General features: G+C 46.8%; 14 protein-coding genes. 9 read left to right on the forward strand and 5 right to left on the reverse strand.

Annotated elements, in window-relative coordinates; genetic code table 11:
* Positions 1-90: 90 nt before the first annotated feature.
* Both repHI2 and LDB27_RS23100 read left to right on the forward strand, forming a co-directional pair.
* Positions 91-1,179, forward strand: coding sequence for an IncHI-type plasmid replication initiator protein RepHI2 (repHI2, locus tag LDB27_RS23095; RefSeq protein WP_000159529.1), 1,089 nt, complete (start codon positions 91-93; stop codon positions 1,177-1,179).
* A 1,771-nt stretch (positions 1,180-2,950) separates the two neighbouring features.
* Positions 2,951-4,143, forward strand: a protein-coding gene (locus LDB27_RS23100) for an IS3-like element ISKpn18 family transposase (protein WP_085955245.1) whose coding sequence is annotated in 2 segments (ribosomal slippage) — positions 2,951-3,227 and positions 3,227-4,143 — 1,194 coding nt in all. Because the reading frame shifts where the segments join, the coding sequence is not laid out codon by codon here.
* Positions 4,144-4,644: 501 nt separating this feature from the next.
* Here LDB27_RS23100 and LDB27_RS23105 read toward each other — a convergent pair.
* The 5 genes from LDB27_RS23105 to LDB27_RS23125 form a co-directional block, all read right to left on the reverse strand.
* A complete protein-coding gene (locus tag LDB27_RS23105) occupies positions 4,645-7,065 on the reverse strand; it encodes an Ig-like domain-containing protein (RefSeq protein ID WP_000681217.1) in 2,421 nt (806 codons plus the stop codon).
* 464 nt (positions 7,066-7,529) lie between these two features.
* Entirely contained in the window at positions 7,530-8,141 is a 612-nt protein-coding gene (locus LDB27_RS23110) for a hypothetical protein (protein WP_001572415.1), read from the reverse strand.
* 20 nt (positions 8,142-8,161) lie between these two features.
* Positions 8,162-8,425, reverse strand: coding sequence for a hypothetical protein (locus LDB27_RS23115; RefSeq protein ID WP_000149861.1), 264 nt, complete (start codon positions 8,423-8,425; stop codon positions 8,162-8,164).
* Positions 8,426-8,518: 93 nt separating this feature from the next.
* Positions 8,519-9,280 (reverse strand): methyltransferase, encoded by a 762-nt coding sequence (locus LDB27_RS23120; RefSeq protein WP_001167416.1) that lies wholly within the window; start codon positions 9,278-9,280, stop codon positions 8,519-8,521.
* Between the two features lie 80 nt (positions 9,281-9,360).
* Positions 9,361-10,125 (reverse strand): hypothetical protein, encoded by a 765-nt coding sequence (locus tag LDB27_RS23125; protein ID WP_000277497.1) that lies wholly within the window; start codon positions 10,123-10,125, stop codon positions 9,361-9,363.
* A gap of 329 nt (positions 10,126-10,454) precedes the next feature.
* On the opposite strand from LDB27_RS23125, the gene LDB27_RS23130 reads away from it, so the two are divergent.
* The 7 genes from LDB27_RS23130 (at position 10,455) to LDB27_RS23160 (ending at position 16,259) form a co-directional block, all read left to right on the forward strand.
* The gene (locus LDB27_RS23130; protein WP_012006567.1) at positions 10,455-10,970 is read left to right on the forward strand and encodes a hypothetical protein; all 516 of its coding nucleotides are present in this window, start codon (positions 10,455-10,457) and stop codon (positions 10,968-10,970) included.
* A 103-nt stretch (positions 10,971-11,073) separates the two neighbouring features.
* Positions 11,074-11,511 carry a hypothetical protein gene (locus LDB27_RS23135; RefSeq protein ID WP_001251243.1) on the forward strand — a complete coding sequence of 146 codons (438 nt, stop codon included), beginning with the start codon at positions 11,074-11,076 and terminating at the stop codon, positions 11,509-11,511.
* A gap of 176 nt (positions 11,512-11,687) precedes the next feature.
* Positions 11,688-11,930 (forward strand): hypothetical protein, encoded by a 243-nt coding sequence (locus tag LDB27_RS23140; RefSeq protein WP_223230069.1) that lies wholly within the window; start codon positions 11,688-11,690, stop codon positions 11,928-11,930.
* Positions 11,931-11,962: 32 nt separating this feature from the next.
* Positions 11,963-12,214, forward strand: a complete 252-nt coding sequence (locus LDB27_RS23145) for a hypothetical protein (protein ID WP_000111450.1) — start codon at positions 11,963-11,965, stop codon at positions 12,212-12,214.
* A gap of 403 nt (positions 12,215-12,617) precedes the next feature.
* Positions 12,618-15,008, forward strand: a complete 2,391-nt coding sequence (locus LDB27_RS23150) for an Ig-like domain-containing protein (protein WP_000694550.1) — start codon at positions 12,618-12,620, stop codon at positions 15,006-15,008.
* A 434-nt stretch (positions 15,009-15,442) separates the two neighbouring features.
* Positions 15,443-15,913 carry a hypothetical protein gene (locus LDB27_RS23155; protein ID WP_000170638.1) on the forward strand — a complete coding sequence of 157 codons (471 nt, stop codon included), beginning with the start codon at positions 15,443-15,445 and terminating at the stop codon, positions 15,911-15,913.
* A gap of 49 nt (positions 15,914-15,962) precedes the next feature.
* Complete coding sequence (locus LDB27_RS23160; RefSeq protein WP_000581857.1) at positions 15,963-16,259, forward strand: type II toxin-antitoxin system RelE/ParE family toxin; 297 nt, start codon at positions 15,963-15,965, stop codon at positions 16,257-16,259.
* Positions 16,260-16,353 lie beyond the last annotated feature (94 nt).

Here is a 16,353-nt window from a genome sequence, read left to right on the forward strand (position 1 = left end):
ATGGATCATCACAATGATCCATCCAGTGACATAGAGTTCGCTGGGGCTTACTATTCACCAATCTGTTTACACATTCAGTGATAACTTATTATGACTAAAGAGAAAGATACTGAGCAGCAGGACCTGGTCACCAGGGCTTTCTCTGTTAGAGAGAAAGAATCAGGTAAAGACATCATTTTGCGTCCTAACAGCAACCGTACGGTGCAGTCTATTGCTTTGATGCGGCTCGGGCTGTTCGTCCCATCACCAAAGAGTGTGGGGCGTCAAAATCGGGAATATAAAACGGTTGGCTTTGACGCAACGAAAGAGTTACAGACGCTCTCTTTAATGGAGAGCGAGGGGTTCACCAATATTTCAATTGTCGGTGAGCGTCTTAATATGTCAGTAGATTTTAAGACGTGGATGGGCATCATTCGAACCTATGCCAATCATCCGATTAACAATGACACGATAAGCTTAAAATTCACTGAATTCCTCAAGCTATGTACGCCTGAAAATTATCGCTCATCTACAGCGTCCAGAAAACGTATAGACGCCTCCTTACGCAGGTTAGCATCCGTTACCTTGTCGTTCACCAGTAATAACTCGTCCAAAGTCTATACAACGCATCTGGTACAGTCTGCCCTGTTAGACCCGGAATCAGATCAGGTTGTCCTTCAGGTTGATCCTAAGATTTTCGAGCTCTATCAATACGATCATAAGGTTTTGATGCAGCTGAAGGCAATTAAGGAGTTGGCCAAGAAGGAAAGCGCCCAGGCTCTCTATACGTTCATAGAGTCATTACCGCCAAATCCTATACCGATATCCCTTACTCGGCTGAAAAATCGTCTGAACCTCAAAACACGAGCAAATAGTCAGAATGCTACCGTGAGAAAGGCTCTTGAAGAGTTGGCATCGATAGGATACCTCAAGTACACCGAAATTAAGAAAGACGGAAAAGTATACTTCCAGATTCATAAGCGGGATCCCGATCTGAATTTGAACAATACTCAGCCTCCTTTAGAAGTGGTTGAAGATGAAGAAGAGAACTCAGGGTCTTCTGTTTTAGAAGGTGAGTTATGCCCACCAGCTGACCCGATTGACGGCGATGATGTTCTTACCGTCCATGATTTAACCGCTGAAGAACTGCGCTATATTCGTAGTCTTCGAAGCCAGAAAAAGAACAGCAACGCCAGCTAAAGTTAACCCGGCGGTTTAGGCTCCGGGTGCTAAATTACTTCTTCGATTTTCGTTAGTCCCAGCCCGCTCTTTCACGTCAACGGTAATGAGTCAAAAGTCATTACCGTTGTCATTGTTCTCTACCACCCTATGTAGATCGAGATTGCGAAATTCAACGCTTTCTCCTGAGTCACCTGTTAACACCCGGTTTCTACGCTTTACTTCATTGGCCAGTACATCCAACGGAAAATATCGTAACGGGGTGACAATGGCAGTGAGTTGACCCACTCACTACCATCGACATTCAAATCCCGGCTTCTCTGGTAGCTATAGTGACAATGGTAATGATGTGTACCTTACTGGCATTGTCATTGTCCTCCGAGTGTGCGTTCAGCTTTGGGAGGACACCGGAACTTAATGCGGCGAGTCACGGCCATTGTGAATCTCGATTGGATTGGCGAATACGGCTTCCGGTTGGGCCAGATGTCAATGGTTATGCTTCATCCAGCTCATTACTGTAGTCATTGCCGTTCAGTTGAGCTGATGCTCCTCTCATTCTATATGGCGACAACGGTAGTGAGCCCAGAAAGTGACTACCGTTGTCATGGCCGTCCAGTAGAGCGGGTCAACCTCTTAACTCACAGGGTGACAACGGTAGTGAGCCCAGAAAGTGACTACCGTTGTCATGGCCGTCCAGTAGAGCGGGTCAACCTCTTAACTCACAGGGTGACAACGGTATTGAGCCCAGAAAGTCACTACCGTTGTCATGGCCGTCTGGTTAAGCAGATCATCCTCTCAATTCACAGGGTGACAATGGTAGTGAGCCTATTAAGTCATTACCGTTGTCATTGCCATCCAGAAGAGCGGATGATCCTCTCAATTCATACGGCGACAATGGCAGTGAGCCCAGCAAGTCACTTCCGTTGTCATAGCCTTCCAGAAGAGCAGATGAGCCTCTTAATTAACAGGGTGACAACGGTAGTGAGCTCATTAAGTCATTACCATTGTCATGGACGTACAGCTGAGCTGCTCATCCTCTCAATTCACACACCGACAATGGTAGTGAGCTATTAAAGTCACTACCATTGTCATATACGTCCAGTTAAGTGGACCATCCTCTCAATACACACGGTGACAACGGTAGTGAGCCATTAGAATCACTACCGTTGTCATTGCTTTTCAGGTGCACTGATAAGGCTCTCAATAGACACGACGACAATGGCAGTGAGCAATTAGAGTCACTACCGTTGTCATTGCTTTTCAGGTGCACTGATAAGGCTCTCAATAGACACGACGACAATGGCAGTGAGCAATTAGAGTCACTACCGTTGTCATTGCTTTCAGCTGAGCTGATAAGGTACGTCATTTACACGATGACAATGGCAGTGAGCCAATCGAGTCACTACCGTTGTTAATGCCGACCAACCGAGGGAAGGGTCCGCTCAAAGAACTGAGTGACAACAGTAGTGAGATCATCCAATCACTACCATTGTCAGCTTAAACCTGTAGGACGAAGAGGCTTGTCCGATAAAATGACGACAATGGAAATGAGCCTATCCATCACTACCACTGTCATTAAAGTCCAGCGGTTCAACGTTAATCAGTAGCTCCGGATGACAATGGTTGTGAGTCAGGCAATTCCCAAGCATTAGGTGACAGCAGCGTAACACCTCTAAGCTCACTTCTGTTGTCAGGGGTTAGGGTATTGAGTCTCTACCGTCGTCAGTGTTGTGGTCAAATTTAAATGGACACTTTGATCGGGTGTTTTCCCCCCGACAAGGAACATGAAGAGATGACCGACAAGACAACCGACACAACCAAGAATCGCCGAACCTTTGATCCAGCGTTCAAGTTACAGGTGGCGCGCATGGTGCGCGAGCAAGGCGTCAGCGTCAGCCAAGTCTGCCGCGAAATGAAGCTGACCGAAAGTGTGGTCCGACGCTGGGTACACCAACTGGATGACGAGTCAGCCGGCAGGCCGGGGATTGGTAAACCGTTAACGGCTGAGCAGCAACGTATTCGAGAACTGGAAGCCGAAGTCAGGCGACTAAAATCAGACAATGAATTATTAAAAAAAGCTTCGGCCTTCTTCGCACGGGAAATAAAGTGATCCACGATGTTGTCACTGAGTTAGCGAAGCAGGCCCCGATCAAGCAGGTCTGTCAGGCGTTGGACATCAGTCGCTCTGGTTACTACGCAGCGCGTCGCAGAGTCAATACACCCAAACCTATTTGCCAGGACAGCGTGCATGCTCAGGCGGTTTTTCTTGCCAGTGGTCGCACCTATGGCAGTCGTCGTTTGAGTGCAGCCCTGCGTGCCCAGGGCCATGATGTTGGACGTCATCGCTGTCGTACCTTGATGAAAGCCTGTGGACTCAAGGCCTGTTGGCGTCGCAAGTTCGCTCATACCACCGATAGCAAACACCATTTGCCGGTGGCAGAGAACGTGCTCAACCGTCAGTTTGAGCCTGAAGCACCCAATACGGCCTGGGTGTGCGATGTGACGTACATTCGGACCGACAGCGGTTGGCTATATCTGGCCGCTGTGCTGGATCTGTATTCACGTCGCATCGTGGGTTGGTCCATGGCACCGACCATGCCTGCACAGCTGGTGTGCGATGCGTTGAGCATGGCTATTTCGGTTCGCCAACCGGCACCGGGTTTATTGGTTCATTCGGACCGGGGCAGTCAATATGCCAGTGCTGAACACCGGCAATTACTTGAAAACCATGGTCTGGTACTCAGCATGAGCCGCAAGGGTAATTGCTGGGACAATGCCGTGATGGAGCGGTTCTTTCTGAATTTGAAAATGGAGCGTGTCTGGCAGACTCGGTATGCCAACCATACAGAAGCCAAACAAGACATCACCGACTACATCGTTAACTTTTATAACAGTACCCGATTGCATTCAAAACTTGGCTACCGATCACCCGCACAGTACGAAACGCTGGCCAGCCCTGCCGCCCAGTTGCCCGCCTGTGCATAACCCTACCATCTGATCGGCGTGTCCAAAAAAACTTGACCACAACACAGTGTTTCTGAGACACCAGTATTGCAGATCACTACAATTGTCACTTAAATATCGACGGGGGAGTAGATGCAAGTGACTGGCTAACCAGTACCAGTTTAGATTCAAAACGATCCCATCTTTGTGGATGCGCTTGAGTAAGCTCGTATGACGATATGTCAGAGAAGTGACAACAGGTGTGAGTTGCCGGACTCACTCCCGTTGTCATCCCCGGTTGAAGGAAGAGAATCCCCGGGGCTGTATATTTACCAAGTATCCTTACTCAAGGGGTTCGACACTCACTCCCATTGTCGTAATCAACGAGTATGCATTGTCTTTTGAAAGCATCGCTGGAAACGTACGATTAAAGTAACTTTTCTTTCGGTTCTTCCTTGCGAATCTCTGAAGACGTACTGGCTGATCGGAGTCGAGGAGGGCAGTAAAATTGAAGCCGTCAGTTTTACTGTCGGCTCCGGGTAGTTACTTCAACTCGTCGATCTGAATCATGAATTCTGAGGTGCCAACTTTCCCATTTTCGGAAGGATAAACGGGTAACAGAAGATTATCCCCCTGGCCCATATCTATTTGCACCTCAACTGACTCGCCTGGAGCCGCCTGTGCCCCATTAAATTTAATACCGAAGGCTGCATCCTTCCGCACAGTCAGCGTTGCGTTCTGGACCCCTTTAGCAATTTCTCCATTTGTCTTACGCAGAACGTTAGTGGACAGGTACGCAAGTGGTACGCCATCTGTCGTTTTGAGAGGTGAACTGACCGACAATGTGCGTAGATTATGTAACTGCACAAGGTTATTCGGTAGATAACTGAACTTCTGAGTATAGGTTTTGGTATTCGACTGACTATCGGCAACTGTTACGCTAATTGAATAATTTTCAGATGGTTCGAAATTTGGGAACAGCCTCGGATACTCAGGCATGTATGTATCTTTGCCTGCCGGTGACCACGTAAGCTCAACGTTATCAGCTGTGGGGCCACCTACGAGCTGAAGACGGGTTATCCTCGGGGTTGTCAGATTATCTGCCAGAGCGATCCTGAGGTTCTCCAGGCCGTACACTACCGTATCGTCTTTTACCGGCTTTCCGTCGAATGTTATGGCCACTGTCGGAGGAGTGTTATCCAGAGCAATTTCTCCGAAAGTTTTATTGGTCTGGTTCTGGAAGAAGTCCCTGATGTTGACCTCAACGTTGTATTTTCCTTCAGACTGACGGGATAAATCATAAGCAATCGTGTAGTTACCTGAGATACGAGATTTGATTACGCCTGTTGGTGACATCCGGGTACCGGTGTTCTTATCGGAAAGATAAAATTCCCTCAATGAGACCGAGTCGAACCAGTTACCATCGCCTTCAAGTGACGCCAGTACATCCAGCTGCTTGTTAGTCTCGTCATATGATATCGAGTTTATTACCGGCAGTTGTTTATTGTTCCAGCGTGTCATAATCCATTGCTCAGACCGCAAAATGGGATTGCTGATGCTGCGAACGAAGTAAAGGATTCTATTGTAGCCCTGGGTACCCAAGGCCATATCAAACGTCTCAGGCGCTTCACACGAGGTTTTTCCTGCCGGAATGGTGCAGGTCGCCTTACCGCCGATCTCCTGTGCAAAGGGCCGGGCTTCAACGTTAAAACGAAGTCGGGAAATTTTAATTGGCAGTCGTGATGAAGCCACACTCTCAAAATCCTTCCACTTAACCCAGTTCCCCTTATCATCGAGGAAATCTACCCAGGTACCCGCAAATGCAGGCGTTTGGTTTGCAGATGGGTTTAGAACGAGGCTGTATGACGGATAATACCCTCCCCACTGGCCAAAGTTCGCCATACGAGCCATATCCCCATTAATTGAGCCATAGGGAAGAGTCATTTCAACATAAGCATAAGTGCTGTCTACAGCTATCTCTTTGGGGGCGGAATATTGATTGATGAACTGAAGCCCACCTTCTGAATAAGCACGGTAGTTAGATTTTGGGATCCGGTAGACTAATCGAATAGGGTTTTCGTTAACGACCATACCGGCTTTGTAAGCCGGATAATTAGAAACCCCGGGTACGACGCTGGAAGACGTATTTGGATCATGAACGGCCCACAGTGTCATCTCACCCAGCGTGTTGTCGTAGCGAAATTTTTGAGTTGGCAGCGTTCGGCTATTACCTGCGTTATCGAAGATAACAACTTTTGCAGTAAAGTCTTCATCCAGGTTGCTGTCTGGTATTCCGGTTCCCTTAACTGAATTCTTAGAGTAAGTGTGGTACATCTTTTGGCCGGATACGTCATACTGCATCTGTGTAGTGCTGTAGAGGCTACCGTCCTGCCTGTAAATATATATTAGGCCCTTATCAATACCATTTGCATCACTTACGCCCGAAGAGGTGAAGTCATACTGCCCCGTTGCCTCTAATCCAAGCTTCCACACGTCACCAGCGGTAGAGCCAGAACCAGTATTAGCGGTAAGAGCATTTGCCGCTGGAGGGGTGACATCAATTAGCCAGTTATAGTTATAGGTCGCTACAGGCTTCTGATTGAGATCTAACACGTTTATCTGAACGACAAATTTGCCTTCACCCAAAGCAGGCAAAGTTACTTTTTTGCCGTAGAACTCACTACCGTCAGCAGCTGTTAGTCGGTCTGATACACCCGTCCGTGTAGTCGTAGTATTAAGAATGACAGTTCCAGTGTCTTTCGTGACTTTGACATTAACGAAACGATCAAGACCTGAAATAAGTGTCAAAGTTACCGGTGATGCCGGATTAAGCATAAGACGAGAAGACGGGGCGTGGATCTCAATACCGTTCGTGTCCTTAAAGGCCGATTCATATATCTGAGCTGGGGCCTGAACAGACATACCGAGTCCGGCTACAGCAGTAATAAAAGCGAGATGTTTCATTCTTATTCCCCTTTAGGTTTGGTGTTATTTTAAGCTTTTCCTAAAGGTCACTATGTTCGTAAAAGTATAAAAAACTTCTCCATATGGTGCTCGAAATTACAAATCTATAATTTGCCTTTCGACAAACCTTATTGTGCGTTCAGGACGTAAATCTTTCTTTTTGGAATTACATCTGACATTGCTGTGGTATCCAAACTGGCAACGATTGCAAAACTTATAACATTAGCCTGAAACTATCGGCATCCACATATCGCATTAAGTGATGCTTTTACTTTGTGTAAAAAAGAATCAGGATAAATTAGGTATGACAGATATAAATGCGTTAACGGACGGCATATATGAATCAAAACCTGGCGGTATTACGCCACCAGTCGAGAGGGGAGTGAACCTCAGTCAGTACGTCTACCTTCGTTCCGCAAGGCGCTTCTTGTTGTGAATTACAAACTGCCCTGGCGAGAACTGCATCATTTCACCCCCAGCAACACACGTGCCTCTTCAACGGTTTGCCACGAAGGCATTGCTACGCCAGATTGACTGCCGTTGCCTCTGCGCTCACCGGTGTCACATTCTACATAAAGACGCATCAGCATCGCTTCTATTTCAGCGGCCCGGCTATTATCCATTACCAGTTCTGCTGCGCGTCGTAGCTGTTCTGGAATGTCATTCCACATTCCCGCACCACTTCTGTCTTTGTTAGTGAGCAAGTCTTCAATAGCAGATGAAGCCATGTTAAGCAGGTCAGCCGAAACTAAAGGCATCGGCGGGGCGGTATAGAGGATTCGACGTCTTCCGCGTCTGTCTGGATCGTATTTATCATAAAAAGCTTTGTTCACATCTTCCCAGTGCCACTGAAGTTGCCCGGTTGCGTCATGGTGGCAAAACTCGCACTGATAAACAGGCGCAATCGACATAACTGCCTTTCCAATACGTGCCAGTACAGCAACTTCGTCAGCTCTAAGACTCATTGCTTCGCTTGGGTTACTACCCTCGGAAAATTCCAAAATTTGTTCAATACGTTCTGGTGTGAAAGTGGTCATAGGCTTTGAAAACATATTTTTTCCAGTTGTGCTTACCATATCATCAGGCCTTAAGAGCGTTAGCGAATAATTAACAGGTCAGGACCAAAACTAAATCCTTCCCCCATACGGTCTTCATGACGGGAGACATATGCCTTACCGTATTTCTCCAGATCCTGTAAGCGATCTTTTGCCAGATTCCACGAGTATTCCTGGCCCCACACGGGGCCGTCACGCCCGTCAAAGCGGTCAGGTTTACAATTTGCTTTCAGAAGTGCGTAGACATGCTCCAGCGTGGGTAGCTGCAAAGCACTATTAGCCTGAGAAACGGCAGTATGCGTCATTTCTGTTCACTCTTTATTGATTTAGTCAGTTAAGCCGGTCAGGTAACTTTAACCGGCTACTCGTATTAAGATTTCTTTCCGGTTGCTTGTCAGTTAGCGGCGAAGATCAATTTCAAGGCGGGCTGTTTTGACCTTTGTTCCGGACTCCCTAAATGTATCATCCGGAAGAGGCGAAATTTGTCCGCCAAGTTGTTTGACTCGCTCCCTGAGCGCTTTTGTCAGTGTGTCTTCCCGGAACAATACCCCAGCTGACAGAATGGCCTGTAAGCGACCTCGCTTAGCGAGCATTGCGATGGCATGCATGACATGTTTAACGTCAGAGCGTTTAAGGAATGGTGGATTCATAACGATAACATCAAAAGTTTCATCGGGCTGGTACCCAAGAAAGTCGGTATGCACCAGCTCGGCCCCTGTGCTAAGGACACTATCGTTCTTCACTGCAAGGAATCGCTCATCGTTCAATTCGATCCCGGTAATCAATGCATCCGGAGCCGCCAGTTTTAAGGCTTTCAGAATGCGGCCATCACCAAACTCAGGCTCCAGAACACGTTCCCCGGCAGCTGGTTCAGCGCGTAGAACCATATCTGTGACTAAATTCTCAGGGGTAGGGAAGAAATTGAACAAATCACGTGGGATGTCGACCGAACCTGTCAGAATGATTTGCTCGATACGCTCAGCTGCATCCGCCGTAAAAATATGTGCCTGCTCTTTTCGGTTCCATTTGCCACCGGCAGCTTCCAGCACTTTGTTTGTCTTAACATAAATGCTGCGGTCGAGCTGGTCGGCCAGGAAAAGAAAGTTCCCTTCAGCACGGCAGCGAGATAAGACGTTCAGAACTTCAGTTGAGATTTGCATTAAAACTCCATTAAGAGGATTTACCCGCCTGGCGGCAGCGGGTTGGTTACTTAAACAGGACAATTCAGATTTGGCCTTGGTTAGTCGGCAGACAACAGCAGGGATGGGCTGTTATAAGCGAAGCGGTCAACGGGAGCCTTCTCAAATCGCTGACCGCTTGCATCAGGGGTCAGAACGAGTCCGTTATGGGCGCAATGAATGTGGAGCAACATATCCCCGCCGGTGTTGATGTGTAAGGCAGGCACACCCTGATCGATTTCGAACATGACACCAAAACAGGGGTTACCTTCCTTGTTAACAACTTCACAGTGGATGTTATGTTGGCCGGTAACGCTGACCTGATAGGCCTGACTGTCCTCTTCTCTCAGTGTTTCCTCCTCCAGGCGCCAGTCCTGAAGTGTGAGGCTAATTTCAGGGGTATCATGCTCCTTCTGAAGAGCCTGGATACCTTTACGGAACAGCTGCATCATTTCATGAGTAAGGCAGTCTTCCTCAGCTCCAAAATGTTCTTTCCAGCCTTCAGGATCTGCATACATCCAGACGTTTTTAGCGAGCGAAGGTAAGGAAGCATCAGGCTCTACAAGGAGGTGAGGGATGCTCTCTTTGATTCCGAGATAACGTACTGGCTGGCCGTTAAGCGGTAACCCATCCGGCACTGTAACTTCAGCTCCTGGCAAGACGACGCTGTTTACCAGACCTCCACAATGTTCTGCCACCACCCGGCCTAAATCTGCCATAAACATCCGATGCTTTTCTGGTGAGTCCAGCTCACCAAGGAGTTCAGGTTTAAGCAGTAAACCGGTAATAATCTCAGTCAGTTCACGAGGAGATACTAATTTATACATTTTGTTTTCCTTTTCTGTGTTGGCTTTATATTAACAATCCAGATGCACGAGCTAATAACCTCCAGACAACTTTTTCAAAAATTATATACTTAAAGCAGGGGCTAATATGCGCAAGAAATGAATTTAGGAAGGATGGCTTCAAATTTAACTTTTTGGTTTTTTATTTTAGACGGACTTTAAAATAGCATCGCTGGTAAAATAATAAACATGGTTTATTTTTTGTTTGTATTGACAATCAAATGGGTAAAAATTAATTTACTTACATGGCGTATATTTAATGCCACCGTCCCGGCGGCACCGGGCATAAAAGGAAAACCATCTTGAAACCGATGCTCAAAAAAGATTTTTTTTCAGCTATTGAAAACCTTCTCAAAGCTGGCTTTCAACCTCGCTTTTACACTGTTAACAGTGGACGAATCGGTCTCATTACATTCACTGATAAAAATGGAACAAAACAGGTCGAACAGGTTTATTCCTGCACTTCTTTAGCCGCCAATACTTTTGGAAAGCGCTTCACCACATGGTTAGAAGAAATTTTTCAAAAGCATAATGAAAAAAAAGTAGCTGATTCCGGGATCGAGGTTGGTAGCCGTGTCTGGGATAAAATGATGTATACGGTGCGCACCATTTCAGAAATTCGTGCTGGGGGTGTGCTGGTGCTGGATAACGGTGCACAGCGTACTCTGGATGAAGTTCAAAAAACGGCTCCTGAAGCAAACCAGGTAGAGCCAAAGGAAATCTCTTCACTTAAGGAGCTGCTGAACGCTTCCAAAAATCTGGAGCCGACTTCGCCTGAACTAATTGCGGCTCTTAATGAGGCTCAGTCAACCGCCATAAAACGGTGAATGCAACGGCAGTCTGGCACATCAGGCCTTGTCAGAGATTAGGCCTGAAAAGCACTTACGTACCGATATAACACCTAATTCCCCTTTAAGGAGATTGCCCTAAATGGCGATGAATAAAAAAGAACAAGCCGCCTATGATGAGCTGGTGGCACAGGCCAGAATAAACCGCGCTTTACGCTGGTCTGACTATAGCGTTGAACGCGATATGCCCGTACCAGAGGTCTCGGGGGAATACCAAAACGGCTGGAGCTTCAACACCGCCACTGGCACTGTTTATCCGACATGGAGCGGAACTACGGTTCACGGCACACGGGAAGAGGGAGAGGTTGTCGATGCAACCTCCCGCCGCATGCGAGGCATGAATGGTAGCCAGAACGGCATACCACAATACAGCACCAAAGAACGCGCCCTGAAGGCATTACGCTGTTCGCTTGAAATCAAGTTTGCTATGCAGCTGGATGCCGTAGATAAAGCAATCGCAAAAGAATTAGAGTCGTCCACCGCTCGCCGGGAGAGCGATACCTCAGATGCCAAACGGTAAACCATCAAATCAGGCCCGTGATCAGAGGGGCCTTAACGCCCTGAAAGAGGCGGTTCCAGCGACGGCACAACTACAGATGCGGGTTACCCCTGATCGGAAACTGCGTTACGTCAATCAGGCAAAGGCCGAAGGCCTGGGTCTAACAGACTGGGTCCAAAAGCATATGGATAACGTGTGTGATCTGGCAGGCCAGCCCGACACAACCATGTACAAAGATGATGGAGAAACAAGTGGCCAAAAATAACAACAGTCTCAAACAGCATGTCTTCAATATGCTGTCGGCTGGCAGCGAACTTAAAGAAGTGAAGCGTTTTCTCACCAGCAAGCGCCTTAAAGCCCGCCCAGCAGTGTTAATGATCCACGAACAGGCGATTGCTGTGCAGAACACTGAGTACCTGAATAAACCGGCTTATAGCTAACTGGTAACAACAATTAAAGAGAGATATTTAAAATGAGCGTAATCCCAGATTACACCAGGGTTCAGCATGTCCAGATTATTCGCGAGCGAGATGGGCAGAAGGAAGTTGTTCGAGTCTATGATGAAGATGGCGACGTAGTTCTGTGTTTACCTGCCTACATTCAGGATGAGGAAATAAATCTTATTCTGCGCCGGTTGAATGACGTATATTCAGTCGGATATCGTGTAGGTGATGCAGCCCGCCGCCGCGCCATCAAAAAAGCGCTGGGGGATGATGAGGAGTAAGGCCATTTTTACTGGCAAGATATCTGTATACCGGAGTCTTTAGAGTACGTTCTGATGGCTCCGGATTATTAATACTGTTTCACTCATGCAATAAAAAGCTAACCGAAATTCTTTCGCTAATTCAGTTTTAAATGCTCTAATCATTAAATGTAATGAGCTTTATTTATCAATAGGCATGGCGTTTTTAATGGCTATTAAGCTAGTTCTGCTTTCGCTTGCTTCTGGAAATTGGGAAAACCTAATTTTAACCCTATCAAAAAGTAACTTTTCTTGTATTTTTGCATTTACGTAAACAAAACAAGTCCCGCCGGGCAGAAAAGAAAAACATTAAAATTAGCTATTTTCCCGAAAAGATCTCGAACACTGAAAAAGTATCATGGGGAACCTGATCAGGAGACAACCCATGAAAATCAAACTAGCCCTGCTTATTGCATTTGCAGGTTTCAGCGCAGGAGCTTCCGCTGAAATCGCAGAATTCAGCTTTAAAGATACCCTGAACGTTAAAAAGACCGTATCGCCTGCATCCGTATGGATTAATCCGGTAACGAGCTTTGACGTTGCCGTTATTTCCGGTCTGGACCGTTATATTACGCTCAGTCTGCTGAAAAGTGACGGGAGCCTCATCTGGAGCACGAAAAGCAGCCTGGTTACCGTAGATGACCGTACCACATCTTCGACAGGCTTTGATTATTACGGCAAGACTCTGACCGTACCAGCGATGGGAGAAGATAGCTTCACCCTCAGAGAGGTGATTACCGACTTGCAAGGGAAGGAGGTCTCCCGGCAGGATTACCCGCTTGCAATTGACCGAACGCCTCCGGCAACGGGTACCATAAGTTATACGAGAAACGGGTGGAACTTTGGCAGCGAAGCGATCTTCACTTCAGTACCAGCCGGTATGCAGTACGCCAGCGTCCAGGCACTGGTCTTTAATGGACTGAGTGATAAAGGTTCCGGGCTTGCTAATGCTGAATATTTCATAACCGATGCCGCTGGAGTGGAGCGTAAAAAGCCAGCGGAAATTAATACAGTGGAAGGTAGCGTAACCGTTCAAGTCGCCGACGCAAGCAGCAATGCCCTGGCACCGGAAAACCGCTCTGAATATAAAGTGGGGATCTACCTTTATGACAAAGCGGGAAACAGGATCGAACTAAGCCGCCGAAGCGTAATTGATCGGGTTAAGCCTGACGATATCATCCAGGTGCAGGACGCCACTACCGGATCATGGGTCACTTATCAGTCTGGCATGACCGTCTTCCAGAACCCTATTTCCGTACGGGTATTAAGGAAAAAAAGTGACTTTACTGCTGTTAACGGTTCCAAATATGGCTGGGCGGACTCGAATTTCCAGACGTCCGATAGCACTTATAATATTTATACTTTCAAATACATATATCCCAATGTGGGGGATACTTATCATGAATTCCAGACTCTGGCAGGAGGAGTAAGACGAATTCATCATAACTCCCTCAACTTCACTCCAGCCCCGGCGATGGAAATAGCCCCGAAGATAGTGGCTAAAGAGATGTACCGGAGTGATACCAGTGAGTGGTTAACTCAGGCCTCAATCAGCGTTAAAACCGCCACCATTAGCCGCATAAAGGTAACCGCTGAACCCCGACCATACGTGCAAAAGTTCAGAACGGTAAAAAATGCAGCCTGGTTCTGCACTATACCTATCGGACAAAGTTCATGCGAGATGACGGTTAACTTCAACTACACCAGTGACAAAGGATTTGAGTATCTGCACCTTTACTCGGGAAAAGATGGTGACAGCATATTCGATGCGCTTGCTGGTAATTTTACGGTTATCTGGGATAACAACCCACCGGTGGTTAATGTCGCTCAGGTAAACAAGGCCTCCAAGACAATCACTATGACGGCCACCGATAATGATCGCGTCAACGCCTGGAACATCAGCTACTGGGATACCAAAGTTTTCGAAGCCACCCTTAAAAATGCCCGGGGGGAACCTTTCACGCTGAAGCCTGTGACCGTCAGTGAAAGCGATTATAAAACCAAAAACGCCACCTTCTCATACGCTGGTCTACCGGACGGGGATTATACGGTGGTTAGCGTCTCTGCCACGGATCTTGTTGGAAACACCGGAACCAAAACGCTTAATGCACCGCTGAAAATTGACTCAACGCTTCCGGTTATCGCGTTCAGTTTTAATGGCGCAGACGCAGAAGGAAAACTGGTTAAAGGGCTTGAGAACCTTCGCATAAGCGTTACTGATGCCTCTGGGGATGCTTCCCTGACATCGCTTCAGCTCGCTGGTGGACCTAACTCTGAAAAGGTCACCCTGGCATTCACGCCGTTATCCAAGGATGTCTTTATTCCGGAATACCCCAGAATCTTCCCCAACACTGACGAATCGGGACAGATGTATCATCTGGAGGCACTGGCTATTGACGAATCAGGTAACCGGACCACTAAAACGCTTAATTTTACCTACCAGCCTGCGAATCTGATTATGCTGGATAATCTCAAGACGCTGGCCACAGCCGTAGCACTGAAAGCAACGGACAACACGCCGCTGGCCATCATCCGAACCAGTGTGTTGCGGCGTCAGGACGGTTCTATCATTACCGGACAGTTAAACGGAACCCTGACTGTTCAGAAAAATGCCCAGTTCGGCGTTACGGTTGCCGGAGTTACGGTCCAGCCTGGTGAAACTAAATCGCTGTCACTGGATCTTGGTAATGGTGAAGAGCGCACGTATCCCGTTACTCCCGCTGTAAGTGGTCAATCTGGCACGGCCACATTTGCTATAGAATTCCCTCAAACATAAGCTCTTCAGAAGGGTGCGGTAGTATGCCGTACCCTGTTACGCCATCCTCAATGTAATATGTAGAGTTGAGCATGACTTAATTATTACTTTCTCATTAAGTGGCTCTTAAATTGCAAACGGGAAAGTAATATTCCCGAGACGGGAAGGACGCCTTCCTTTTGGTTTTAATCTATGATGCTAAACCGTTTAATCACTCCGGAACAATGCCCGCGTTTAAATGGCTGGCACCAGTACATGATTTATCCATGAATGCTTTTTGATGCACTTTTACTTCAGAATGCTCTTAATTTTTTAAACAAAATTATATTTGAATCCTTCGTGTATAAATTTGCAGACCCTCTCTCAATGTTTTTTTAAAATATTTACTCTCAGGTTATTAGCCAGTAGATTCATTCTGTCATGATTACTCCAGAACTAACCGGAGGAATCACATTATGACCAAATATTATGATCGCAGTGGAATTGAAATCTCCAGCGCAAAAATCCGCTGTGTTGATTCTGTAAAAGGTACTGCGGAATATACTTTTCGTATTCTTTGCGATAAATGCAATGGTCGGGGAGAGCGTAAGCATTTTTATAGAAGTCGCTGTATGGCTTGTAAAGCCACGGGTTACAGCCTCGAAACGACCCGCACTGCTTACACGCTGAATGCGCTGTACCGCATTAATGCTCAAGCTGCCCGCAAAGTGTCAGCATCCTTGCAAAACGAGCGTTTGAGGACTGAAAACGCCCACAACTCTGCGTTCAATGCATGGTGCAGATCTCATCAAAAAATGGTTGATGCAATCACCCAGCAATCCAGCAGTAATAATTTTCTGGAAAGCCTTAAGTCTTCTTTAACCCACCAGCGTCAGTTAAGTGATAAGCAGCTGGCAGTCGCCGCCCGCATTTTAGGGATTCATTAATTCAAAGCCCTTTTAATTTAATTTTAAGGTCAATTATTACGGAGGAACTATGATCCATTCATTTAAAGACAGACGGCTTGAAAAGTTCTTCCGTAATGGAAAAACAACGGCAGGTATTCCTTCTGAAATTATTAACGCGATTCTGTGTCGACTCGAAACGCTGGATAATGTCCAGAGTGAGCGGGAGTTATTATCCAACAGCTTGCGTTATGAACGCTTAAGAATGACGTCAAACCGTTATTCCTCCATTCGAGTAAACTCTAAGTATCGATTATTCTTTGAATGGAATGATGGCGCACATAATGTCCATTTGTCAGCACATGACTATAAATCGCTCATCCATTAAGGTTAAAAATGAAGCTATTTTCAATTTCATCCCGGGATACAAGCATGGACGCGATGTTTTATATCCAGGCCAGTACTAAACAACAGGCAAGTTA

It is taken from the genome of Salmonella sp. JXY0409-18, from assembly GCF_020268625.1.
Lineage (GTDB): Bacteria > Pseudomonadota > Gammaproteobacteria > Enterobacterales > Enterobacteriaceae > Salmonella > Salmonella enterica.

Bases quoted from the DNA above. Each gene is read 5' to 3' on its own strand.
- repHI2 (WP_000159529.1), top strand. From the start codon at position 91: ATGACTAAAGAGAAAGATACTGAGCAGCAGGACCTGGTCACCAGGGCT.
- LDB27_RS23130 (WP_012006567.1), top strand. From the start codon at position 10,455: ATGCTCAAAAAAGATTTTTTTTCAGCTATTGAAAACCTTCTCAAAGCT.
- LDB27_RS23110 (WP_001572415.1), bottom strand. From the start codon at position 8,141: ATGGTAAGCACAACTGGAAAAAATATGTTTTCAAAGCCTATGACCACT.
- LDB27_RS23115 (WP_000149861.1), bottom strand. From the start codon at position 8,425: ATGACGCATACTGCCGTTTCTCAGGCTAATAGTGCTTTGCAGCTACCC.
- LDB27_RS23125 (WP_000277497.1), bottom strand. From the start codon at position 10,125: ATGTATAAATTAGTATCTCCTCGTGAACTGACTGAGATTATTACCGGT.
- LDB27_RS23150 (WP_000694550.1), top strand. From the start codon at position 12,618: ATGAAAATCAAACTAGCCCTGCTTATTGCATTTGCAGGTTTCAGCGCA.
- LDB27_RS23135 (WP_001251243.1), top strand. From the start codon at position 11,074: ATGGCGATGAATAAAAAAGAACAAGCCGCCTATGATGAGCTGGTGGCA.
- LDB27_RS23155 (WP_000170638.1), top strand. From the start codon at position 15,443: ATGACCAAATATTATGATCGCAGTGGAATTGAAATCTCCAGCGCAAAA.
- LDB27_RS23120 (WP_001167416.1), bottom strand. From the start codon at position 9,280: ATGCAAATCTCAACTGAAGTTCTGAACGTCTTATCTCGCTGCCGTGCT.
- LDB27_RS23105 (WP_000681217.1), bottom strand. From the start codon at position 7,065: ATGAAACATCTCGCTTTTATTACTGCTGTAGCCGGACTCGGTATGTCT.
- LDB27_RS23160 (WP_000581857.1), top strand. From the start codon at position 15,963: ATGATCCATTCATTTAAAGACAGACGGCTTGAAAAGTTCTTCCGTAAT.
- LDB27_RS23145 (WP_000111450.1), top strand. From the start codon at position 11,963: ATGAGCGTAATCCCAGATTACACCAGGGTTCAGCATGTCCAGATTATT.